The sequence below is a fragment of the Xanthomonas sp. genome (genome assembly GCF_017163755.1).
Classification (GTDB): domain Bacteria; phylum Pseudomonadota; class Gammaproteobacteria; order Xanthomonadales; family Xanthomonadaceae; genus Xanthomonas_A.
The window spans coordinates 1-23,353 of the sequence record NZ_JAFIWC010000004.1 but is presented as its reverse complement, the minus strand read 5'-3'; the positions used below and the strand labels follow the sequence as shown (position 1 = coordinate 23,353).

Annotated in this window: 19 protein-coding genes; 15 read left to right on the top strand and 4 right to left on the bottom strand. The window is 71.0% G+C overall.

Features of this window, described 5'->3' with window-relative positions; genetic code table 11:
• The first annotated feature begins 180 nt into the window (after positions 1 to 180).
• From JR065_RS03775 to JR065_RS03705, 15 genes are all read left to right on the top strand, one after another.
• On the top strand, positions 181 to 1,008 hold the full coding sequence (locus JR065_RS03775) for a MipA/OmpV family protein (protein ID WP_206232250.1): 828 nt from the start codon (positions 181 to 183) through the stop codon (positions 1,006 to 1,008).
• 43 nt (positions 1,009 to 1,051) lie between these two features.
• Positions 1,052 to 2,062 carry a lipid A deacylase LpxR family protein gene (locus tag JR065_RS03770; protein WP_241093361.1) on the top strand — a complete coding sequence of 337 codons (1,011 nt, stop codon included), beginning with the start codon at positions 1,052 to 1,054 and terminating at the stop codon, positions 2,060 to 2,062.
• 25 nt (positions 2,063 to 2,087) lie between these two features.
• Positions 2,088 to 3,173 carry an NAD-dependent epimerase/dehydratase family protein gene (locus JR065_RS03765; protein ID WP_206232249.1) on the top strand — a complete coding sequence of 362 codons (1,086 nt, stop codon included), beginning with the start codon at positions 2,088 to 2,090 and terminating at the stop codon, positions 3,171 to 3,173.
• A 68-nt stretch (positions 3,174 to 3,241) separates the two neighbouring features.
• Positions 3,242 to 5,194, top strand: a complete 1,953-nt coding sequence (locus tag JR065_RS03760) for an alpha/beta hydrolase family protein (protein WP_206232247.1) — start codon at positions 3,242 to 3,244, stop codon at positions 5,192 to 5,194.
• A gap of 711 nt (positions 5,195 to 5,905) precedes the next feature.
• Positions 5,906 to 6,916, top strand: a complete 1,011-nt coding sequence (locus JR065_RS03755) for a UDP-glucuronic acid decarboxylase family protein (protein WP_206232523.1) — start codon at positions 5,906 to 5,908, stop codon at positions 6,914 to 6,916.
• The gene (locus JR065_RS03750) at positions 6,903 to 8,060 is read left to right on the top strand and encodes an NAD-dependent epimerase/dehydratase family protein (RefSeq protein ID WP_343237242.1); all 1,158 of its coding nucleotides are present in this window, start codon (positions 6,903 to 6,905) and stop codon (positions 8,058 to 8,060) included. The genes JR065_RS03755 and JR065_RS03750 overlap by 14 nt, the downstream gene beginning before the upstream one ends.
• Before the next feature lie 20 nt (positions 8,061 to 8,080).
• Entirely contained in the window at positions 8,081 to 10,183 is a 2,103-nt protein-coding gene (locus tag JR065_RS03745) for an NAD-dependent epimerase/dehydratase family protein (protein ID WP_241093360.1), read from the top strand.
• Positions 10,180 to 11,142, top strand: coding sequence for an MDR/zinc-dependent alcohol dehydrogenase-like family protein (locus tag JR065_RS03740; protein WP_206232244.1), 963 nt, complete (start codon positions 10,180 to 10,182; stop codon positions 11,140 to 11,142). Before JR065_RS03745 ends, JR065_RS03740 begins: the two co-directional genes overlap by 4 nt.
• Entirely contained in the window at positions 11,139 to 12,152 is a 1,014-nt protein-coding gene (locus JR065_RS03735; RefSeq protein WP_206232242.1) for a Gfo/Idh/MocA family protein, read from the top strand. The genes JR065_RS03740 and JR065_RS03735 overlap by 4 nt, the downstream gene beginning before the upstream one ends.
• Positions 12,142 to 13,278, top strand: coding sequence for a glycosyltransferase family 4 protein (locus JR065_RS03730; protein ID WP_206232241.1), 1,137 nt, complete (start codon positions 12,142 to 12,144; stop codon positions 13,276 to 13,278). The genes JR065_RS03735 and JR065_RS03730 overlap by 11 nt, the downstream gene beginning before the upstream one ends.
• A complete protein-coding gene (locus tag JR065_RS03725) occupies positions 13,275 to 14,405 on the top strand; it encodes a CgeB family protein (RefSeq protein WP_206232239.1) in 1,131 nt (376 codons plus the stop codon). Before JR065_RS03730 ends, JR065_RS03725 begins: the two co-directional genes overlap by 4 nt.
• Positions 14,398 to 15,489, top strand: a complete 1,092-nt coding sequence (locus JR065_RS03720) for a CgeB family protein (RefSeq protein ID WP_241093359.1) — start codon at positions 14,398 to 14,400, stop codon at positions 15,487 to 15,489. The genes JR065_RS03725 and JR065_RS03720 overlap by 8 nt, the downstream gene beginning before the upstream one ends.
• Positions 15,489 to 16,595: a CgeB family protein gene (locus JR065_RS03715; RefSeq protein WP_206232238.1), complete on the top strand. Its 1,107-nt coding sequence runs from the start codon at positions 15,489 to 15,491 to the stop codon at positions 16,593 to 16,595. The genes JR065_RS03720 and JR065_RS03715 overlap by 1 nt, the downstream gene beginning before the upstream one ends.
• Positions 16,592 to 16,867, top strand: coding sequence for a hypothetical protein (locus tag JR065_RS03710; RefSeq protein WP_206232236.1), 276 nt, complete (start codon positions 16,592 to 16,594; stop codon positions 16,865 to 16,867). Before JR065_RS03715 ends, JR065_RS03710 begins: the two co-directional genes overlap by 4 nt.
• A gap of 41 nt (positions 16,868 to 16,908) precedes the next feature.
• Positions 16,909 to 17,685 carry a TIGR04290 family methyltransferase gene (locus JR065_RS03705; protein WP_206232234.1) on the top strand — a complete coding sequence of 259 codons (777 nt, stop codon included), beginning with the start codon at positions 16,909 to 16,911 and terminating at the stop codon, positions 17,683 to 17,685.
• Positions 17,686 to 17,730: 45 nt separating this feature from the next.
• Here the strand turns inward: JR065_RS03705 and JR065_RS03700 are convergent, their stop codons facing one another.
• From JR065_RS03700 to JR065_RS03685, 4 genes are all read right to left on the bottom strand, one after another.
• Complete coding sequence (locus JR065_RS03700) at positions 17,731 to 19,059, bottom strand: sigma-54-dependent transcriptional regulator (protein WP_206232233.1); 1,329 nt, start codon at positions 19,057 to 19,059, stop codon at positions 17,731 to 17,733.
• Positions 19,060 to 19,204: 145 nt separating this feature from the next.
• A complete protein-coding gene (locus JR065_RS03695) occupies positions 19,205 to 19,801 on the bottom strand; it encodes a hypothetical protein (protein ID WP_206232231.1) in 597 nt (198 codons plus the stop codon).
• A gap of 152 nt (positions 19,802 to 19,953) precedes the next feature.
• Entirely contained in the window at positions 19,954 to 21,279 is a 1,326-nt protein-coding gene (locus JR065_RS03690) for an Nramp family divalent metal transporter (RefSeq protein WP_206232230.1), read from the bottom strand.
• 111 nt (positions 21,280 to 21,390) lie between these two features.
• The gene (locus tag JR065_RS03685; RefSeq protein ID WP_206232226.1) at positions 21,391 to 23,157 is read right to left on the bottom strand and encodes an oligopeptide:H+ symporter; all 1,767 of its coding nucleotides are present in this window, start codon (positions 23,155 to 23,157) and stop codon (positions 21,391 to 21,393) included.
• Positions 23,158 to 23,353: the final 196 nt, after the last annotated feature.

The following is a 23,353-nucleotide window of genomic DNA, read 5'->3' as shown; positions in this document are numbered from 1 at the left end:
GCTGCCGGACGCGGCCGCAGGCCGCCCTGTTGCGCCGCGAGCGCTGCGCGCGCTGGCCATTTTTTGCACGCCATGGACGGGCGCTGGTTACCTCACTCATCCGCTCGGGATTCCCTCATGCAGTCGCGTCGATCCGTCCCGCCACGCCTCGCGCATGGCCTCAGTCCGGGACGCCAGGCCTTGTACGATCTGCCGGACATCGCGCCGCGGCGCCACGGGCCGGGCGCGGCGCTGCTGTGGCGGGCAGCGCTGAGCGCCATCGCGCTGTTGGCGCTGGTGGCCTGGCCGATCTTCTCGGCGCATGCGGCGCGGCCCGACCAGGACGCGCCGGCCAGGGGCGCACGCTGGGGCCTGGGCGCGGCCGTGGTGACGATGCACACGCCGTATCGCGGGGTTCGTCCGGAGCACGTCGCGCTCCCGCTGCTGGTCTACGAAAGCACGTGGTGGAGCATGTACGGCACGTCGCTGAGCCTGAACCTGCCGTCGCTGGGGCCGGCCGCGCTGTCGCTGACCACGCGGCTGGCGCACGACGGCTACGAGGCGTCCGATTCGCGCTATCTGGCCGGCATGGATCGGCGCAAGGATCGCCTGTGGCTGGGCGGTGCGGCGACCTGGCGCACGGCGTATGCCGATACCCGCATCGAATGGATGGGCGATGCGTCCGGCAACAGCCACGGGCGCCGCGCCGGCGTGTCGGTCGAGCACGTCTTCGACCTGGGGAAATTCGAATTGACGCCGCGCTTGGGCATGGCGTGGCTGGACCGCCGCTATGTGGACTACTACTACGGCGTGCGGCCGCATGAGGCGCGCGCCGGTCGCGTCGCGTATCGCCCCGGCGCCACGGTCGACATCGAGGGCGGCCTGCGCGCAGCCTACCGCGTCGCGCACCGCGACTCGCTGTTCCTGGACCTCGGCGTGGACAGGGTCGGCACGCAGGTCCGGCGCAGTCCGCTGGTCGACGCGACGGTGCAGACGCGCATCGTGCTGGGCTACGTCCATGTGTTCTGAACGGTTTCGGGCGCCGACGCGCCGTTTGTGCGTGGCCGCGGCAATGGCCCTGCTGCCGATGCCCGCGCTCGCGCAGCCATGCACGGCGGCGCACAAGCCGTCGGTGTTCGGCCTGCGCGTGGACAACGACTTTCTCGGCGCGGCGAAGCAGGACCAAGGCTACAGCAACGGGCTGGTGGCGACCTGGGTGCTGCCCGACCTGGTCGGCGCGGCGCAGGATCCGTGCCGGGGATACGTGGCGCGCTGGCTCAACGCGCACGCCGAGCGGCGCCATCCGGGCGCGTTCGCGCGGCAGCAGCTGAGCATCAGCATCGGTCAGGGCATCTTCACCCCGAGCGAGGCGGACCGTCGCGATCCGATCGCCGACGACCGTCCCTATGCGGCGGTGGCGATGCTCGCCATGGGCTACAACGCCAGCGATGCGCGGCGCCTGCGCAGCACCCAACTGCGGATCGGCATGCTCGGCCCATCCGCGCGCGGGCGTGAAGTGCAGGACGCGGTACACGATGCGTTCGGCCTGCAACGCTTCGGCGGCTGGGACCATCAACTGCGCGACAGGCCGGTGCTGCAGCTGGTGCACGAGCGCCTGCGCCGCTGGCCGGCTGCCGCGGACGGCACGGCCGCGGGCCGGAACTGGGACGGCATCGGTCACGCCGGCGGCAGTGTCGGCAACTTCGCCCGCTATGCCAATGCCGGCGTCGAATGGCGCTGGGGCCGGGGACTGCCGGACGATTTCGGCAGCGATCCGCTGCGGCCGGCCGGCGAGCACGCCGCGGTGCAGGACGCGGGCTGGGCATCGCGCCCATGGGCGTGGCACCTGTTCGTCGGCGTCGATGCACGCTGGATGGCGCGCGATCTGACCCTGGGCGGCGGCGCCGTGCGAGGCGGCACGCGCATCGATCCGCGCGCATGGGTCGGCGACCTGGGCTACGGCGCGGTGCTGCTGCGCGGGCGCTGGCGGATCAGCCTCGCCCAGTACCGGAGAACCCGCGAGTTCGACCGGCAGCGCGAACCGCCGGTGTTCGGCAGCCTCAGCGTCAGTCGCGCGTTCTGACCCGCCTTCTCCCTAAGGATCCGCCATGGCTCATGGAAAGACCGAGACCGTTGGAAAGACCGAGGCCGTCGCGTTGGTGACCGGAGGTTCCGGCTATCTGGCGCGGTGGACCATCCTGGCCCTGCTCGCGGAGGGCTACCGGGTGCGGACCACGCTGTGCGATCCGCGCAGGGAAGCGGAGTTGCGCACGGTCCTGGCGCGGCACATCCGTGCCGACCATCGGCTCTCGGTCCACGTTGCCGACATCGGCAGCGACGCTGGCTGGACGCGTGCCTGCGAGGGCTGTCGCTTCGTCGTGCATGCCGCCGCCTCGGCCGGGATGGAGCGCAGCGACCGCGTGCGCGCCGCCGGCGACGGTGCGCGGCGCGTGCTGCATGCGGCCGAGCACGCCGGCGTGCGCCGCGTGGTGATGACCTCGCCGGCGTCGGCGGCGTCGCCACCGGCGGATACCGCAGGTCCGGGCGACGAGCGTTGCTGGACCGATCTGCGCCACGCCCGCGTGGACCAGGACACCCGCGCGCAGATCCTGGCCGAACGCGAGGCATGGGCGTTCATCGAACGCACGCGCACGCCGATGGCCTTGACCACGGTGCTGCCGGGCTTCGTCCTGGGCCCGTTGATCGGCGCGGACTACCCGGCCTCCGTCGATTTCCTCGCGCGGCTGTTGCAGGGCCGGATCCGCCGCGTGCCGCGGGCCGGCTTCAACGTGGTGGACGTGCGCGATCTGGCCGCGCTGCTGGTGCGGGCGATGGTCCATCCCCAGGCCGCTGGCCAGCGCTTCCTCGGCACTGGCGAATTCGTGCAGATGGGCGACATCGTCCAACTGCTGCGCGCGCGCTTTCCGCAGTACGCCGCCAAGCTGCCGGCCCGTACGGCGCCGGACCTGGAAATCCGCGTGCGCGCCCTGTTCGACGCCGACCTGCGATCGCTGGTGCCGGAACTGGGCAAGCGCCGCCACTACACCGCGGGCAAGGCCGCGCAGGTGCTGGGCTGGCGCAGCCGCAACGCGCGCGAAAGCATCATCGACGGCGCCAGGAGCCTGATCCTGTCCGGCTGCGCCGACCCGGAGGGCGCGGCGGCGCATGCGCCGGCGCGGATGCCCGCTCGCTAGCGGCGCCGGATTGCCGCTAGAATCGCCGCGATATCCGCCAGCAAGGACGTGGTGCAATGACGCATGGGATGAAGCATGGGATATGGACGTTGCTGCTGCTGTCGGCGGCAGGCACGGCCAGCGCGCAGGTCGACGTGGCCGCCTTCATCAAGAAGGACGCCTTCGGCGAGATCAAGCTCTCGCCCACCGGGGAGTACTACGCGGCGACCGTGCCGTTGGAGGACCGCACCGCGCTCGCGGTGGTGCGGCGCGCCGACAACAAGCTGATGTCCACGTTCGCGCAGGGCAGGAACACCCACGTCGACGACTTCGTCTGGGTCAACGACCAGCGCCTGTTGATGAGCATCGCCGAGAAGTTCGGCACGCTCGATGCGCCGCAGCCGAGCGGCGAGCTCTACGCGACCAACGCCGACGGCAGCGGCGCCGAACTGCTGGTCGGCTACCGGGTCCAGGGCGCCGGACTGGGCACCAAGATCCAGCCGAAGAAGGTCGAGCCGGTGGCGGCGTTCCTGGCCGACGAGCTGCCCGGCGACGACCGTTCGGTGGTGATCACGGTGTGGCCGTTGACCGGCGAGGATCCGTACACGCGCGCCGAGAAGATGGACGTGTACTCCGGGCGGCGCACGCCGGTGGCCAAGGCGCCAGTGCGCCGCGCGCAGTTCGCCACCGACCGCAACGGCGAGGTGCGTTTCGCGCTGGGCGCCGGCAGCGACAACGTCAACAAGCTCTACCACCGCGATGCGCGCGGCAGCGAATGGAAACTGGTCAACGACGAACGGGTCAGCGGCCGCATCGAACGGCCGCTCGGGTTCTCCGCGGACAACGCGCTGGCGTACCTGCAGGTGGAGAGCGACAAAGGCCCCGACGCGATCGTGGCCTGGAACCCGGCCGGCGGCGAGCGCCGCGAGGTGCTGCGCGACACGGTGGCCGATCCGCTGAAGATCATCCACCGCGACGGCACCACGATCCCGGTCGGGGCGATGGTGATGGACGGCAAGCAGAAGTCGCTGTTCTTCGACGACGCGTCGCCGCAAGCCAGGACGTATCGCAGCCTGGAAGCGGCGTTTCCGGGCAAGTCGGTGTACATCACCTCCAGCACGCGCGACGGGCGCCTGGTGCTGGTGCAGGCCGATGCAGGCCACGATCCGGGCGATTTCTTCGTGTTCGACACCGTGGCCAAGAAGGCCGAGCACCTGACCAGCCGCCGCCAGTGGTTCGATCCGGCGAAGATGGGACAGGTGAAGCCGGTCGCGCTGCAGGCGCGCGACGGCACCACGCTGCACGGCTACCTGACCCTGCCGCCCGGCAGCGACGGCCGCGGCCTGGCTACGGTGGTGATGCCGCACGGCGGCCCGTTCGGCATCTTCGACGCCTGGCAGTTCGACACCGGCGCGCAGATGCTCGCCGCCGCCGGCTATGCGGTGCTGCAGGTCAATTACCGTGGTTCCGGCAACTATGGCCGCGCGTTTCGGGAAGCCGGTGCGCAGCAGTGGGGCGGGGCGATGCAGGACGACGTCACCGATGCCACGCGCTGGGCGATCCAGCAGGGTATCGCCGACGCCGGGCGCATCTGCATCTACGGAGCCAGTTACGGCGCGTACGCCGCGCTGATGGGGGCGGCCAAGGAGCCTTCGCTGTACCGTTGCGCCGCCGGCTACGTGGGCGTCTACGACTTGCCGGCGATGTTCGTCAGCGGCGACATCCAGCGCCGCGGCTCGGGCGAAACCTACCTGCGCGAATGGATCGGCGAGCGTGGCAAGCTGGCGGCGCTGTCGCCGGTGAACCTGGCCGACAAGATCAAGGTGCCGGTGTTCCTGGCGGCCGGCGGCGAGGACGAGCGCGCACCGATCCAGCACTCGCGGCGCATGGCCGCGGCGCTGGGCAAGGCGGGCGTGCCAGTGGAGACGTTGTACTTCGATACCGAGGGCCACGGCTTCTACACCGAAGCGCACCAGCGCGAGTACTACGCGAAGCTGCTGGCGTTCCTGAGCCGCTCCCTGGGCGGCGCGCAGGCGAAATAGCGGCCACGGATGGATGGGCTGGATGGGCGGCAGCGCACCGCCGTACACGCTGCCGCGCCGCGCCGCATCGATCGCCGCTGTACCGGCGACCGGAGCGACGGCCGCTTGCGTCGGCTTTTGGCGATGACGCGGGGTGCCGCCGCCGCGGCGTAGATGGCGGACGGCGGTGCGGGCGCGCGGAGCGGCGGGCTTCCCGGGCAATGCCTCGCTTGCAGCGATCGGCTGCGAGCCTGGGCTGAGCCGCGCAAGGGCGACGTATCGGGTTCGGTGGTTCTGCAAGGACTGCAACGGATAGAAGCATTCCGCCGGATGCCGCCGAAGGCGCAATGCCGGCGGCAGAAACGTACCGCCGGCGCTTGTCGCGCGCGTTTCGCACCCACTCCTTCGGCCAAGACGCCGTAGCCGGTGCATACCGCCGCGCCGCTGCGAAGACGCCCGGCGAAGGGGCTGCAAGAAGTTCGTCATCGGAAAAATTTTCGCTGGCCGCGGTGCGACCGCGGAACGGCTTCACGCGTCGATGACGCCGGCGCCGCGCGCGCCGCATGTGCGGGCGCATGCGGTCCGGGGTGCGCCCTGCAAGCATCTTCTACCTTGCGCAAGGCCGCCCATGGCGCGTTCGCGGTGCGCCTGCGCATAGATCGGCAGTTGGCATGCAATTTGCGCTACCGCTTCGAGGCCGGCGATGCGACTGGCACCGAAGAGGAGTCGATGATGGATGGTGCAACCCCCTCCCGTGGAACAAAGAAGGCACCCCGTGCCTTGGTCGCCGGCGGCGCCGGTTTCGTCGGCGCGCACCTGTGCCAGCGGCTGCTGGCCGAAGGCTACGATGTCACCGCGCTGGACAACCTGGTGACCGGCTCGTTGAGCAACCTGGGCGAGCTGCTCGGACAACCGCGTTTCCATTTCGTGCAGCACGATGTGTGCGAGCCGTACCACGGCCAGGCGGACCTGGTGTTCAACCTGGCCTGCTGCGCATCGCCGGTGCACTACCAGGCGCGTCCGCTGAAGACGCTGCAGACCTGCCTGGACGGGGCGGTCAACATGCTCGAGGTCGCCAGGCTCAACGACGCGACCATCTTCCAGGCCTCCACCAGCGAGATCTACGGCGAGCCGGAAGTGCATCCGCAGCGCGAGGACTACCGCGGCGCGGTGAGCACCATCGGCCCGCGCGCATGCTACGACGAAGGCAAGCGCTGCGCCGAGGCGGCGTTCTTCGACTACCACCGCCTCTACGGTACCGACATCAAGGTCGGGCGCATCTTCAACACCTACGGCCCGCGGATGCGTACCGACGACGGCCGCGTGGTGTCGAACCTGATCGTGCAGGCGCTGCGCGGCGAGCCGCTGACGCTGTACGGCGACGGCAGCCAGACCCGTTCCTTCTGCTACGTCTCCGACCTGGTCGAGGGGATCATGCGCCTGATGGCCAGCCCGCGCGGCTGGACCGGCCCGGTGAACCTGGGCAATCCGCACGAGATCACCGTGGCCGAGCTGGCCGAGCGGGTGCTGGCGCTGACCGGCTCGTCGTCGCGCATCGTGCGCCGCCCGGTGCCGAAGGACGACCCGACCCGGCGCTGCCCCGACATCGGCCTGGCACGGGGCGAGCTGGGCTGGGAGCCGCAGGTCAGCCTGGACGACGGGTTGCGCCACACCATCGCCTGGTTCCAGGCGCACCTGAGCGACATCACCGCCACGATGGAGGCGCAACGTGACTGTGCATGAATTGAGAAGCGGCAACGGCCGCGGCCGCAACGGCAAGAAGGTGCTCATCACCGGTGGCGCCGGCTTCGTCGGCTCGCATCTGGCCGACGAATTGCTGGCCAGCGGCTACCAGGTACGCGTACTGGACAACCTGTGCGCGCAGGTCCACGGCGAAGGCGCCGGGCGGCCGGGATATCTGGCCGAGGACGTGGAGCTGGTGGTCGGCGACGTATGCGACCCGGCGGCGGTGCGCGGTGCGCTGGACGGTGTGGACGGCGTGTTCCACCTGGCCGCGGCGGTCGGCGTGGGCCAGAGCATGTACCAGATCGAGCACTACACCCGCACCAACAACCTCGGCACGGCGGTGCTGCTGGAGGCGCTGGTGGAGCGTCCGGTGGAGCGGCTGCTGGTGGCCTCGAGCATGAGCATCTACGGCGAGGGTGCGTACCAGACGCCCGACGGCAGGCGCGTGTTCCCGCAGGAGCGGCCGCTGCGGCAGCTGCGACAGGCGCAGTGGGAACCCACCCACGACGGCGTGCCGCTCACGCCGCTGCCCACCGACGAGCACAAGCCGTCGGCACCCTCGTCGGTGTACGCGCTGTCCAAGCTGGACCAGGAGCGCCTGTGCCTGATCACCGGTCAGGCCTATTCGATCCCCACCACCGCACTGCGCTTCTTCAACATCTACGGCACGCGCCAGGCGCTGTCCAATCCGTACACGGGAGTGCTGGCGATCTTCGCGTCGCGGATGCTGAACCGCAAGGCGCCGGTGATCTTCGAGGACGGCGAGCAACGCCGCGATTTCGTCCACGTCTCCGATGTCGCCCACGCGTGCCGGATGGCGTACGAGACCGACGCCACTGCCGGCCGGGTGATGAACATCGGCAGCGGCCGCTCGATCAGCATCAACCAGGTGGCCGAGCGCATGGCGCACGCGATGGGCATCGACGATCTGCCGCCGCAGATCTCCGGCAAGTACCGCGTCGGCGACATCCGCCACTGCTTCGCCGACATCTCGCTGGCCGGCGAACTGATGGGCTACCGCCCGCGGGTGGAGCTGGACGACGGCCTGGAGGAACTGGTGGCCTGGCTGCTCAGCCAACAGGCGTTCGATGGCGTGGAGGCGGCGCATGCCGAACTGGCGCGCAGGGGACTGCAGATATGAGCGATCGTGCAAGAGAACGCTTGTCCGACATCGGCCTGATCGAGTGGCTGCGCATCGGCGATACCGATGCGGTGCACACGCTGCTGCGCGACATGCGCGAGCTAGGCGTGCGCCGGCTGCGCACCCAGTTTTCCTGGGCCGACTGGCACACGCCCGAAGGCGAGCGCTGGTACGACTGGCTGATGCCCACGCTCAGCGCGCAATGCGAGGTGCTGCCGTGCTTCTGCTATACGCCGCCCTCGTTGGGCCTGGAGCCGCGCACCGCCTCGCCGCCGCGCGACAGCAAGGCGTTCGCCGACTTCATCGACCAGGCGATCGGCCGCTACGGCGACGGCTTCGAGTGGGTCGAGCTGTGGAACGAGCCGAACAATCTCAACGATTGGGACTGGCACCTGGACCACGACTGGCAGCGCTTTTCCGAGATGATCGGGCAGGCCGCGCACTGGGCCCACCAACTGGGCAAGAAGACGCTGCTCGGCGGCATGTGCCCGACCGATCCCAACTGGCTGGCGCTGATGGGGCGGCGCGGCGTGCTCGACCATATCGACGCGGTGGGCCTGCACGGCTTCCCCGGCACCTGGGATTTCCGCAAGCGTCCCTGGGACGAGGTGATCGGCGAGATCCGCGGCGTGCTCGATGCGCATGGCGTCGGCCCGCAGATATGGCTGAGCGAGACCGGTTATTCGACCTGGCGCCACGACGAGATCGAGCAGGTGCGGCAGCTGCGCGACACGCTGGATGCGCCGGCCGACCGCATCTACTGGTACGCCGCGCGCGACCTGCACGGCAGCATCAGCCACCAGGACGGCTTCCACGAGGACGAGCGCCACTACCATTTCGGCCTGCGCGACGACCAGGGGCGGGCCAAGCTGCTGTACCGGATCTGGGCCGGGCAGGGCTTCGACGGCATCGATTCGCTGTCCACGCTGCACCATGCCCATGGCGCGAACCTGTCGCGGGCGCCGCGGCCGGCGCCGCCCGAGGCCGAGCGGCAGGTGCCGGCGGCCGGGCCGGATGGCGGCACGGTGCGCGTGCTCAACCGGCACCGCGGGCAGCAGGGCGAGACGGTGCTGATCACCGGCGGCGCCGGTTTCATCGGCACCAACCTGGCGTCGCGGCTGCTCGACAGCGGGCGCCGGGTCATCGTGTACGACAACCTGTCGCGGCCGGGGGTCGAGGACAACCTGGCCTGGCTGCGCGAGCGCTATCCGGAGCGGCTGCAGGTGGAGGTCGGCGACGTGCGCGACCGGCACCTGGTGCGTGACGCGGTGGCGCAGGCCTCGCAGGTGTTCCACTTGGCGGCGCAGGTGGCGGTGACGTCCAGCCTGGACGACCCGTCGCACGATTTCGAGGTGAACCTGCGCGGCACGTTCAACGTGCTCGACGCGATCCGCCAGGCACGCCGCCCGCCGCCGCTGGTGTTCACCTCCACCAACAAGGTCTACGGCGCACTCGACGACGTGGCGCTGGAAGCCACCGACGCGCGCTACCAGCCGGTCGACGCCGGGCTGCGCGCGACCGGCATCGGCGAGGCGCGCCCGCTGGACTTCCATAGCCCCTACGGCTGTTCCAAGGGCGGCGCCGACCAGTACGTGATCGATTACGCGCGCAGCTTCGGGCTGCAGGCGGTGGTGCTGCGGATGAGCTGCATCTACGGCCCGCACCAGCGCGGCAACGAGGACCAGGGCTGGGTCGCGCACTTCCTGATCCGCGCGCTGCAGGACCGCCCGATCACCCTGTACGGCGACGGCCGCCAGGTGCGCGACCTGCTGTACGTCGAGGATCTGGTCGAGGCGTTCCTGCGCTGCCAGGCGCAGATGGCCACGCTGTCCGGGCGCGCCTTCAACATGGGCGGCGGACCGGCCAACGCGGCCAGCCTGCGCGAGGTGCTGCAGCGCATCGAGTCGCTGGTCGGGCACCGCCTGGCGATCGACCACGACACCTGGCGCGTCGGCGACCAGCGCTACTACGTGTCCGACACGCGCGCGTTCTCCGCCGCCACCGGCTGGTCGGCGAAGGTCGCGGCCGACGACGGCATCGCGCGGCTGCACGCCTGGCTGCGCGACCAGCGCGAGCGCGCCGTTCCCGTTCCCCACCCGCAAAGGAGGATCCACGCCGCATGAACAGCATGCATGCCGCCGTATTCGAAGGCCAAGGCCGTATCAGCACGCAGCGCCAGCCGCGTCCGCAACCCGCCGCGCACGAGGTGCGCGTGCGCCTGGAAGGCTGCGGCGTGTGCGCGTCCAATCTGCCGGTATGGGCCGGGCGCCCGTGGTTCGAGTATCCGTTCGCGCCCGGCGCGCCCGGCCACGAGGGCTGGGGCGAGGTCGACGCGGTCGGCGACGGCGTACAGGACTGGCGGCCGGGCGACCGCGTGGCGCTGCTGTCCGGCCGCGCCTACGCCGACTACGACGTGGCCGACGCCGGCGCGCTGGTACGCCTGCCGGCGTCGTTGGCGGGCAAGCCGCTGCCGGGCGAGCCGCTGGCCTGCGCGATGAACATCCTGCGCCGCAGCGACATCCGCGCCGGACAGACCGTGGCGATCGTCGGCGTCGGTTTCATCGGCGCGCTGCTGACCCAGCTGGCGACCGGGCTGGGCGCGCAGGTGATCGCGCTGTCGCGGCGCGAGTTCTCGCTGGACGTGGCGCGCCAGTGCGGCGCCAGCGCCACGCTCGGCACCGAGGACCGCTACGCGGCGATCGGCGCGGTGCAGGAGATGACCGGCGGCACCGGCTGCCTGCGCGTCATCGAGGCCGCCGGCGAACAGGTGACGCTGGACATCGCCAGCGCGATCGCCAGCGAAGGCGGGCGCCTGATCATCGCCGGCTACCACCAGGACGGGCCGCGCCAGGTGGACATGCAGCAGTGGAACTGGCGCGGCCTGGACGTGGTGAACGCGCACGAGCGCGATCCGCGGGTCGCGCTGCAGGGCCTGCAGGAGGCGGTGGACGCGGTCGCCGACGGGCGCCTGGACCCGTTCCCGCTGCTCACCCACCGTTACGCGCTGGACCAGCTGGACCAGGCCTTCGCCGCGATGAGCGAGCGTCCGGACGGCTTCCTGAAAGGGATGGTGCTGGCATGAACGCGCAACCCAAGGCGCAATGGCGCGCACCGCGGCTGGGCTTCCTGGGCGTGGGCTGGATCGGCCGGGCGCGCATGCGCGCGCTGCTGGACAGCGGACTGGGCACGGCGGTGGCGATCGCCGACGCGAGCGACGAGGCGCTGCGGCTGGCGCTGGACGAGGCGCCGGGCGCCGAGCGCGCCAGCGGCCTGGAGGCGTTGCTGGCGCGCGAGGACCTGGACGGCATCGTCATCGCCACCCCGAGCGGCGAGCATGCCGCGCAGGCGGCCGCGGCGCTGGAGCGCGGGCTGGCGGTGTTCTGCCAGAAACCGCTGACCCGCACCGCCGAGGAGGCGCAGCGGCTGCTTGCCGTGGCGCAGCGCCAGGACCGGCTGCTCGACGTGGATTTCAGCTACCGCTTCGTCAACGGCATGGCGCGGCTGCGCGAGATGATCGCCGCCGGCGAACTCGGCGAGCTGTTCGCGATCGACCTGGTGTTCCACAACGCCTATGGCCCGGACAAGGAATGGTTCTACGACCTTTCCCGCTCCGGCGGCGGTTGCGTGATGGACCTGGGCATCCACCTGGTGGACCTGGCGATGTGGCTCACCGGCAGCGGCGGCCACCACGGCATGGACGCGGCGCTGTATGCGCAGGGCCAGCGCCTGCAGCGGCCGATCCGCAGCGTGGAGGACTACGCCACCGCGCAGTGGCGCATGGACAACGGCGCCAGCGTGCGCATGGCGTGCTCGTGGCGGCTGCCGGCCGGCTGCGACGCGGTGATCGAGGCCAACCTCTACGGCACCGGCGGCGGCGCGGCGCTGCGCAACGTCGGCGGCTCGTTCTTCGATTTCACCGTCGACCGGTTCGACGGCACGCGCCGCGAGCGCCTGGCCGAGCCGCCGGACGCGTGGGGCGGCCGCGCGCTGCTGCATTGGGCGCAGCGGCTGGGCGAGGACGACCGCTACGATCCGTCGGCGGCGCACCTGCTCCAGGTCGCGCGCACCGTGGATGCGCTCTATGGACGCTGAGCGGTCGCTGCGCGTGCTGATGACCGCCGACACCGTCGGCGGCGTCTGGCAGTACGCCATGACCCTGTGCCGCGAACTGGCCGCGGCCGGCGGCGAAGTGGTGCTGGCGACGATGGGCGCGGCGCCCACGCCGCAACAGCGGCAGGACGCCGCGGCGATACCGGGACTGCGGCTGCATGCCAGCGGCTACCGCTTGCTGTGGATGGAAGACCCGTGGGACGACGTCGCCGCCGCCGGGCGCTGGCTGCAGGCGCTGGCCGACGAGGTGCGCGCGGACGTGGTGCACCTCAACGACTACGCGCATGGGCCGCTGGCATGGCATGCGCCGGTGCTGATGGTGGCGCACTCGTGCGTCGCTTCGTGGTGGCGCGCCGTGCACGGCGCGCCGGCGCCGGCGGCGTGGGACCGCTATCGGCAGGCGGTCGCCGCCGGCCTGGCCGCGGCCGACCACGTGGTGGCGCCGACGCGGGCCATGCTCGCCGCGCTGCGCGCCGAGCATCCGTTCGCAGCGCCCGCCAGCGTGGTGCCCAACGGCCGCGCGCCGGCGGTCGCGCCGGCGCCCAAGGAACCGTTGATCCTCGCCGCCGGCCGGCTGTGGGACGAGGCGAAGAACCTGCACGCGCTGGCGGCGCTGGCGCCGACGCTGCCGTGGCCGGTGCGCATCGCCGGCCAGGCCGAGCATCCCGACGGCGGCCGCGCGGCAGTGGACCCGGCGCTGACGCTGGGGCCGCTGCCGGACCGGCAGCTGCGCGCCTGGCTGGCGCGCGCCAGCATCTACGCGCTGCCGGCGCGCTACGAACCGTTCGGGCTGTCGGCGCTGGAGGCGGCGCAGGCACGCTGCGCGCTGGTGCTCGGCGATATCCCCAGCCTGCGCGAGGTATGGGGCGAGGCGGCGCTGTACGTCGATCCGCACGACGGGACGGCGCTGGCCGCGGCGCTGCAGCGGCTGATCGACGACCCCGCGTTGCGCGAACGCATGGCCGCCCGCGCTCACGCGCGCGCCGCCCGCTACACCCCCGGCGCGATGGCGGTCGGCTATCGCCGCCTGTACTCGAACCTGGTCGGACGGCGGACGCCGCGCGCTGCCGCTCCGGCCCCCTTGCTCACTTCTGGAGTCGACGCATGAAGTTCGTCCTGTTCTACCACTCGCTGCTGTCGGACTGGAACCACGGCAATGCGCATTTCCTGCGCGGCATCGTCAGCGAACTGCAGGCGCGCGGGCACCAGGTGACCGTATACGAGCCGCACGACAGCTGGAGCCGCGCGCAACTGGTGGCCAACGAAGGGCAGGCGCCGCTGGAGGATTTCCAGCGGCGCTTCCCCGCCTTGCGCAGCCATCGCTACGATCCGGACACGCTCGACCTGGACCGCGCGCTGGAGGGCGCGGACGTGGTCCTGGTGCACGAATGGAACGAGCCGGCGCTGATCGCGCGCATCGGCCGCCACGCGCCGCCCGGCTGCAGCCTGCTGTTCCACGATACCCACCACCGTTCGGTCAGCGCGCCGCAGGAAATGGCGCGGTTCGACCTGTCGCGCTACGACGGCGTGCTGGCGTTCGGCGAGACCGTGCGCCAGGAATACCTGCGCCAGGGCTGGAGCCGGCGCGTGTGGACCTGGCACGAGGCGGCGGACCTGCGCATCTTCCATCCGCAGCCGCGGCGCGCGCTGGAGGGCGAGCTGATCTGGGTCGGCAACTGGGGCGACGAGGAACGCACCCAGGAGCTGGACGAGTTCCTGATCGAGCCGGTGCGGCGGCTGGGGCTGCGCGCGCGCATCCACGGCGTGCGCTACCCCGCGGCGGCGTTGCAGGCATTGGCGCGCGCCGGGATCGAGTACGCCGGCTGGCTGCCGAACTACCTGGCGCCGCAGGCCTTCGCCGATTTTCAGGTCACCGTGCACGTGCCGCGGCGGCCCTATGTGCGCGCGCTGCCCGGCATACCGACCATCCGCGTGTTCGAGGCGCTGGCCTGCGGCATTCCGCTGATCAGCGCGCCGTGGGAGGACGCCGAGCACCTGTTCTCGCCGGGCCGCGACTACCTGGTCGCGCAGGACGGGCCGCACATGCAGCGGCAGCTGCGCGACGTGCTGAACGATCCGGCCCTGGCCGCCGAGCTCGGCGAACACGGCCAGCGCACCATCCGCGAGCGCCACAGCTGCGCGCATCGCGTCGACGAACTGATGGCGATCATCGCCGAACTGCAGCCGGCCTCGCGCCGGCCCCTTCCCGCCGACCGGAGCTTCGCCCATGCCTAGTCCGCTGCACATCGCCTTCTTTGGTTCCAGCCTGGTGTCGTCGTACTGGAACGGCGCGGCCACCTACTACCGCGGCATCGTGCATGCGCTGGCGCAGCGCGGCCACCGCATCACCTTCTACGAGCCGGACGCGTTCGAGCGCCAGCAGCACCGCGACATCGACGATCCGGACTGGGCGCGCGTGGTGGTGTACCCGGGCGGCGACGAGCGCGACGCGGCGCGCGCGCTGGAGCAGGCGCGCGGCGCCGACGTGGTGGTCAAGGCGAGCGGGGTGGGGGTGTTCGACGAATTCCTCGAGCGCGAGGTGCTGAACCTGCGTTCGCCGCGCACCCAGGTGCTGTTCTGGGACGTGGACGCGCCGGCGACGCTGGAGCGGGTGCACGCCGATCCGGCCGATCCGTTCCGCGCGCACATTCCGCGCTACGACCTGATCCTCACCTATGGCGGCGGGCCGCGCGTGGTCGCCGCGTACCAGGCGCTGGGCGCGGCCGACTGCGTGCCGGTCTACAACGCGCTGGACCCGGGCACGCACCATCCGGTCGCGCCGGACGCGACGTTCCGCGCCGACCTGGGATTCCTGGGCAACCGCCTGCCGGACCGCGAGGCGCGGGTGGAGCAGTTCTTCCTGGAGCCGGCGCGGCGCGCGCCGCAGTGCGGATTCCTGCTCGGCGGCAGCGGCTGGGACACCGCGATACCGCCCAACGTGCGGCGCCTGGGGCATGTCTCCACCCGCGACCACAACCAGTTCAACTGCAGCGTGCGCATGGTCCTCAACGTCAACCGCGACAGCATGGCGCGGTTCGGCTGGTCGCCGCCGACGCGGGTGTTCGAGGCCGCCGGCGCCGGCGCCTGCCTGATCGTGGACGCGTGGGAGGGCATCGAGGACTTCCTCGAGCCTGGCCGCGAGGTGCTGGTGGCGCACGACAGCGACGAGGTCGTCGCGCACCTGCAGCGCATCGATGCCGAGCAGGCGCGGCGCATCGGCGAGCGCGCGCGGCTGCGGCTGCTGCGCGACCACACCTATGCGCGGCGCGCCGTGGAAGTGGAAGCGCTGCTCGGCGCTCGCCAGCGCGAGGCGGCGTGATGGGCGCGCGCGACATCGTCATCCTCGGCCTGAGCCTGCGTTCGTCGTGGGGCAACGGCCATGCCACCACGTTCCGTGCGCTGGTCGACGCGCTGCAGGCCCAGGGCGACCGCGTGCTGTTCCTGGAGCGCGACGTGCCGTGGTACGCCGACAACCAGGACGCGGCGCACGAGCTGCCGTGCGAACCGGCGCTGTACGCCAGCCTGGACGAGCTGCACGACCGCTACGCCGACGCGGTGGCCGCGGCGGACCTAGTGATCGTGGGTTCCTACGTGCCGGACGGCATCGCGGTCGGCGCCTGGGCGCAGCGCACCGCGCGCGGCGTCGTCGCCTTCTACGATATCGACACCCCGGTGACCCTGGCGGCGCTGGAGCGGGGCCGCTGCGAGTACCTGTCGCCGGCGCTGATTCCGCGCTACGACCTGTACCTGTCGTTCACCGGCGGCCCGACCCTGCAGCGCCTGGAACAGCGCTACGGCGCGCCGCGCGCGCTGCCGCTGTACTGCGCGTTCGACCCGGCGCGCTACTACCCGCAGGCGCAGCCGGCGCAGCACGACCTGGGCTACATGGGCACCTACAGCGACGACCGCCAGCCGGTGCTCGAGCGCCTGCTGCTGCAGCCGGCGCGCGACTGGCGCGACGGGCGCTTCGTCGTCGCCGGCCCGATGTACCCGCCGACGATCGAGTGGCCGGGCAACGTGGAGCGCATCGAGCACCTGCCGCCGGCGCGGCACCGCGACTTCTACAACCGGCAGCGCTTCACGCTCAACGTCACCCGCGCCGACATGGTCGCCGCGGGCTGGTCGCCGAGCGTGAGGCTGTTCGAGGCGGCCGCCTGCGCCACCCCGATCATCTCCGACGCGTGGGACGGCCTGGAGGAATTGTTCGAGCCGGGCAAGGAGATCCTGATCGCGCGCAGCGCCGAGCAGGTGGTCGGCTGGCTGCGCGACATGCCCGAGGCGCAGCGCCAGGCGATCGGGCAGGGCGCGCGGCGCCGGGTGCTGGCCGAGCACACCGCCGCGCACCGGGCGCAGGCGCTCCGGCACTACCTGGACCTGGCCGCGCGCCCCGCCAGGTCTTCTCAACCACGGGAGTACGCAGCATGAGCAACCACGACGCCAAGACCACCACCGACCACGACGAGATCCGCCGCTGGGCCGAAGCGCGCGGCGGACGGCCGGCCAACGTGCGCGGCACCGAGGGCGACGAGGACGCCGGCATCCTGCGCATCCTGTTCCGCGACGACGCCTCGCTGGAGGAGATCACCTGGGAAGAGTTCTTCGACAAGTTCGAGGAAGAGGAACTGGCGTTCCTGTACCAGGACAAGACCAGCGACGGCAGCCAAAGCCGCTTCTTCAAGCTCGTGCGTCGCGACTGACAGCCGCTCCATCTCCGGCCAAGAACGAGGCAGACACCGCCATGAACTCCGCCGCACCGCTAGCGACCGCCGACGCCGACATCCAGACCCTGGCGCCCTGGTTCCACAACCTGCACCTGCCGGGAGGGCGGCAGACCGCGCCGGACCATCCCTACGGCGATTTTCCCGCGTTCAAGTGGCGCCAGATCGCCGCGCACGTTCCCGCCGACCTGCGCGGCTGGCGCGTGCTGGACATCGGCTGCAACGCCGGCTACTACAGCTTCGAGCTGGCCAAGCGCGGCGCGCAGGTCACCGCCATCGACGTGAACGCGCACTACCTGCGCCAGGCGCGCTGGGCGGCGACGCAGCTGGGCCTGGAACGGCAGGTCCAGTTCCGGCAGATGCAGATCTACGACCTGGCGCGCGAGGCCGGGCAGTACGACCTGGTCTGGCTGATGGGCGTGCTCTACCACCTGCGGCATCCGCTGCTGGCGCTGGACATCGTGCGCCGCATCACCCGCCGCTGCCTGGTACTGCAGACCATGACCATGCCCGGCGAGGAGGTGTACGCCGCGCCGCGCGATATCGACATGGTCGAGCGCACGCTGATGCTCGAGCCCGGCTGGCCGAAGATGGCGTTCATCGAGCATCGCCTGGCCGACGATCCCACCAACTGGTGGGCGCCCAACCATGCCGCGGTCGAGGCGATGCTGCGCAGCGCGGGCTTTGCGGTGGACGCGCGCATCGCCGACGAAACCTACCTGTGCCGCCCCAGGGAGGTGCCGCGCGGCTATGCGCAGATGATCGAGGAGGAACTGCGCGCGGCCACCCAGGGCTGAGCGGCGCGCCTGCGGCGCCAGCGGACATTCCAGCGGCAGGCGCTCTCAGTTGCGGTTGCTGCGCGACATCAGGTTGTAGATGGTGCGCACGCTGATGCCGAGGCTGCGCGCGGCGGCCGACTTGTCGCCGCCGTTGACCATCAGCGTGCGCGCCAGCATCTCCTCCTCGACCTGCTTGAGCGGCGTGCCGACGCGGAACGTCACTTCCTCGTCGGACGCGGCGTGGCGGCCGCGCGCGGCCGGCGGATGCGCGGCCGGCGAAGCGTCCACCAGCGGCTCCACCGTGACCACGTCGCCGTCGGCGCGGTAGTAGGCGCGCGCGACCGCGCTGGACAGCTCGCGCACGTTGCCCGGCCAGCTGTGCCGCTCGAGCACGCTGCGCGAGAACGCGTCCATCTGCTTGCGGGTGCCGTAGCGCTCGTTGAGCTCGTCCAGCAGCGCATCGGCGATCAGGTGCACGTCGTCGCCGCGCTCGCGCAACGGCGGCAGTTCGATCACGTATTGCGACAGGCGGTAGTACAGGTCGCGGCGCAGCGTGCTTTCCGAGCTGACCAGATCGCGGTGCGTCGCCGCCACGATGCGCACGTCCAGCTTCACCTCCGCCTCGCTGCCCACGCGGGTGATCGCGCGGGTCTCCAGGCAGCGCAGCAGGTACACCTGCAGTTCCGGCGGCATCTCGCCCACTTCGTCGAGGAACAGCGTGCCGCCCTGCGCCTGTTCGAAGTAGCCGGCATGGCGCTGGTTGGCGCCGGTGAAGCTGCCGCGCTCGTGGCCAAACAGCTGGCTGGCGAGCAGTTCGGCCGGGATGGCGCCGCAGTTGACCGCCACCAGCCGTCCCTCGCGCCCGCTCGCCTCGTGTATCGCCTTGGCCATCAGTTCCTTGCCGGTGCCGGTCTCGCCGGTGATCAGTACCGAGATGTCCAGCGGCGCCACGCGGGCGATGTCCCGTTGCACCCTGGCGATCGCCGCGCAATCGCCGACGATGCCGAACGGGGCATGCCCGCGCTGCTGCGGCAGGCGGCGCAGGACGTCGCCGAGCAGCACGTCCAGCTGCTGCGGCGCCTGCGGCTTTTCCAGCAGATCCACGCTCTCTGCGGCCAACCCGCGCCACTGCGGCATCTGCTCGGCCGCAGTCAGCAGCACGATCCGCGGGCACGGCTTGCCGACCAGGCCGTTGACCAGGTCCATCGCGTCGTCGTGATGCGCATCGGTGTCGAGCAGCAGCAGGTCGGCGCGGTGCTGCTGCAGCCACGCGCGCGCATGCGCCGGGGACTTGAGTTGGGTGACCGCGAATCCGCGCCTGACGGCGAACTCCGCGGTGCGCTCGAGGAAGGGCCGGTCGCCTTCCACGATCGCGAGCAATGGCCTGCCCATGCGTTGAGTCCGGAAAGAATGGGAACCTCTATGTTGCCCATGCGCCGTGATCGCGAGGCGAAAAAAATGTCGATGTCCGCTCAGCATGCTGAAGCGCGGCGATCGCGTTCGCGCGCCGTCAAGCATCCGTCGACGCGGCGTGCAATCAGTGCACGCGGCGGGACCCGAGCGTGCCCGTCTGCGGGCCCGCTAGCGCGCTGAGGAAACGCCTGGATTTGGCCTGTTTCACGCGCTGCAGCGCCTGCTCGCCATCCAGATAGAACCACTCGATCACGTCGTCGGCGCCGATCAGTACCGGCACTTCCGGCGGTCCCCCGCCGCGCGTGGCGCACGGCTGCGTCAGCAGCGAAAAACACGACAGATGGAAACCTTCGCGCGTGGCGATGGCGCTGCGAACGCCCACCGCGAACAACGGGCCGCGGTCCTCGCAGATCCAGCTGCCGGCATGCGCGCCCTCGCCGACGCTGAACCCGGTCATCGGCACCAGGCAACGCTGGGTTTCCCATACCGCCGCCTGCGCGCCGCGAATTCCAAGATCGCGATGCTCGCTGGCGATCACCTCGCCGGGCGCGCCGTCGCGGCGCCCGAACAGCGCGCGTTCGTTGCGCACGTCGCCGCCCCAGAACACCAGGATCTGCGCCTGGCCGCCCAGGGAGATTTCGCTGGTCCTGCCTGCCGCGGCCGGATCCTGGATCGGCCACGCCGGCACGCGCACTTGAAGGAAGCTACGGATCATCGCCATCACAGCCACGAAAGCGGTGTCCAAGCGTTGCAGAAAACATGCCAGCATCTACAACCGGTCGCTCGCGCCGCAACGTGCGCCATGCCGCGCTTGCATGGCGGCCGCGCCGCGGCGCGCAGCGAAAGTTTTTCAGTTGCGCAGCTTTTGCGCAGCTACAGCAGCATCGTGAACACCAGGCAGCCTGTCGCGGCGAAGGTCGCCGCCACCGTGATCCAGCCGAGCACATTGGTGAAGCGGCTGTTGGTGCGCGCGCCCACCACCTTGCGGTCGTTGGCCATCAGCATCATCAGCAACAGCAGCGGCGGCACCGAGAAGCCCTGCACGATGCCCGACCACACCAGCGCCTTCATCGGGTTGAAGCCGAGGAAGTTCAGCGCCACCGCCACCGCCGTCACCAGCGCGATGGTGGCGTAGAACACCTTGGCCTGGCCGGGACGCGCGTGCAGGCTGCCCTTCAGGCCCGCGCCCTGGACCAGGTCGTAGGCCGCGCCGGTGGTCATGACCGGCACCGCCAGGAAACCCACGCCGACCACGCCCAGCGCGAACAGCCACTTGGCCGCATTGCCGGCGATCGGCTCCAGCGCCGCGGCGGCCTGCGCGGCGCTGTCGATCTCGGTCTGCCCGGAGCTGTGCAGGGTCGAGGCGGTGGACAGGATGATGAAGTACAGGATGATGTTGGAGAACAGCATGCCGGCGACCACGTCGCGGCGGGTGCGGCGCAGCTCGGCGGCGCTGGCGCCCTTGCGCTGGGCCACGGTCGTGCGCCCGGCGGCGATCTGGTCCTCCACTTCCTGGTTGGATTGCCAGGTGAAGATGTACGCCGACAGCGACGTGCCGATGCAGGCGACGATCATCGACAGGTACTCCTTGCTGAACTCGATCTTCGGCACGAAGGTGCCGCGCAGCACCTGCCACGGATCCGGCTTGGCCAGCAGCGCCGCGCCGATGTAGGCGAACAGCGCCAGCGCCAGCCACTTGAAGATCCGCTTGAGCAGTTCGTAGGAGCCGAAGAACTGCAGCGCGAAGATCGTCACCGCGGCGACCACGACGATCACCGGCACCGGGACCGGCACCAGCAGGTTCAACGCGGCGCCGATGCCGCCCAGGTTGGCCGCCGCCTCGATCACGTTGCCGACGAACGCGCCAGCCACCGCCGGGTACAGGATCCAGCGCGGATAGCGGTCGCGGATGATAGCGAACAGGCCCTTGCCGTAGACCTGGCCCAGCTTCGCCGACAGGTACACCACCAGGTACATCATCGGCAGCAATACCGGCGCCACCCACAGGAACGCGAAGCCGAAGCGTGCGCCGGCGCTGGCATAGGTGCCGATCGCGGACGGGTCGTCGTCGGCGGCGCCGGTGATGATGCCCGAGGCCAGCGTGCGCAGCAGGCCGCGTCCGGGCGGGCGCGACGGCGGGGACTGGGTGTCTTGCGGCACTTCGGCCTGGGCGGGGGCTTGGGAAGAAGAAGATGCCATTGCGGCAACGTCGCGAACCAAAGGACCCCGAGCGTAGGAACCGCGATATCAATTCCGCGTGGCCGCCGATGCATGCATCGCGTGAATGCACTCGCCGCGGCCGCGCCGCGCTCAGTGCACGCCGTGCATCATCCGCCGCAGCAGCGGCGCGGCGAGGAACGCCAGCACCGCGCAGCCCAGCCCGATCCCGGTCATCAGCCAGAACAACTGCGCATAGCTGGCCGCCGCGTCGGCGACGTCCATCGTCTGTCCCTCCGGCACCTCGATCGCGGCGAGCTTGCCGAACAGCGCCGCCAGCGCTTCGGAGAACGCGGTGGCCAGGAACCAGGTGCCCATCATCAGGCTGACCACGCGCGGCGGCGCCAGCTGCGTCACCGCCGACAGGCCGACCGGCGACAGGCACATCTCGCCTGCCTCCAGCACGAAGTACGCCAGCACCAGCCACCACACGCTGGCCATCTGCCCGCTGGCGCCGACCTGTTGCGCGGCCAGCGCCAACGGCACGAACGACAGGCCGGCCAGCAGCAGCCCCAGCGCCGACTTGGCCGGCTTCGACGGATCGGCGCCGCGCCGCCCCAGCCACGCCCACAGCGCGGCGAACAGCGGCGCCAGCAGCACCAGGAACAGCGCGCCCAGGTAGGTCAGCGAACCGGCGGTCTGCGGCAGCACCAGGCAGTCGCGCACCAGGAACAGCAGCATCGCCACGCTTACCGCGACGAACAGCACGCGCGGCGCGCGCGATGCCGGATCGCGGTCGGACAGCCACGCCGCGGCGACGAAGCCCAGCGGCGCCAGCAGCAGCGAGGCGATCGACCACGGCAGCGGCGTGCCGTCGCGGACCACCAGCGCCGGCACGATGTCCTTGGTCAGCAGGCGGTCGGTGAAGGTGACCCAGGAGCCGTAGCTCTGCTCGTACAGGGTGAAGTACACCAGCGCCATCGCGATCAGCAGCATCAGCGCGATCATCTGCTGGCGCTGCACCGACGTGCACTGCGTGCCGGTGAACCAGGCGAACCACAGCAGCACGCCGCCGAGCACCACCAGCATCAGCATCAACGCCAGCGAGATCTCGCCGCCGAGGCTGAAGGCGCCGTTGGCCGCGGCCCACATCAGTCCCGCGACCGGGAGCACCGCCAGCACCGCGCCCAGGTAGATCGCCCACTCGCGGGGCAGCCCGGCCACGCGCTGGCGCAGCAGCGCCGGCTGCGCCGGCTCGGCGTGGCCGTGCAGATACTTCTGCCCCCACAGGAACATGCCCAGGCCGAGCAGCATGCCGATGCCGGCGGCGCCGAAGCCGTAGCGCCAGCCATACGCCTCGCCGAGGAAGCCGCATACCAGCGAGGCGAACAGCGCGCCCAGGTTGATGCCGGCGTAGAACAGCGAGAACCCCGAATCGCGGCGCGGATCGTCGGCTGCGTACAGCTTGCCGACGATGCTGGAGATGTTCGGCTTGAGGAAGCCCACGCCCATGATGATCAGCGCCAGCGACAGGTAGGTCACGCCCAGCGCCGAGGTGTCGCGCAGCACCTGGCCGCCGACGCGGCTGGCGGCGTGGCCCTCGAAGGCCATGCCCAGATGGCCCAGCACCAGCAGGATGCCGCCGAACACCACCGCCTTGCGCATGCCCAGCCAGCGGTCGGCGAGCAGCCCGCCGAACACCGGTACGCAGTACACCAGCCCGCCATAGGCGCCGAGCAGATCCAGGCCAGCCTTGTCGCCGAACAGGTGGTACTTGGTCAGGTACAGCAACAGCAGCGCCTTCATGCCGTAGAACGAAAAGCGCTCCCACATCTCGGTGAAGAAACACACGTAGACGCCCTTGGGATGGCCGAGGAAATCGTCGCGCGCGTCGCGCAGCGGCAGGGCGGAAGCGGGCACGGCGGGCCTTGGCGAAGTAGGGCAGCGGCGGAGTATAGGCGCGCTGGCGGTAGCGCAGCGGCCGAAGGGGCCGGGTCCATGGCGGGAGGTGCAATGGGTCGCTGTATGTGCACGCCGGAAGCGCTTCCTTCTCCCATCGGGAGAAGGTGCCCCGCAGGGGCGGATGAGGGTACGGGCCACCGGTGCGGTGATTGCG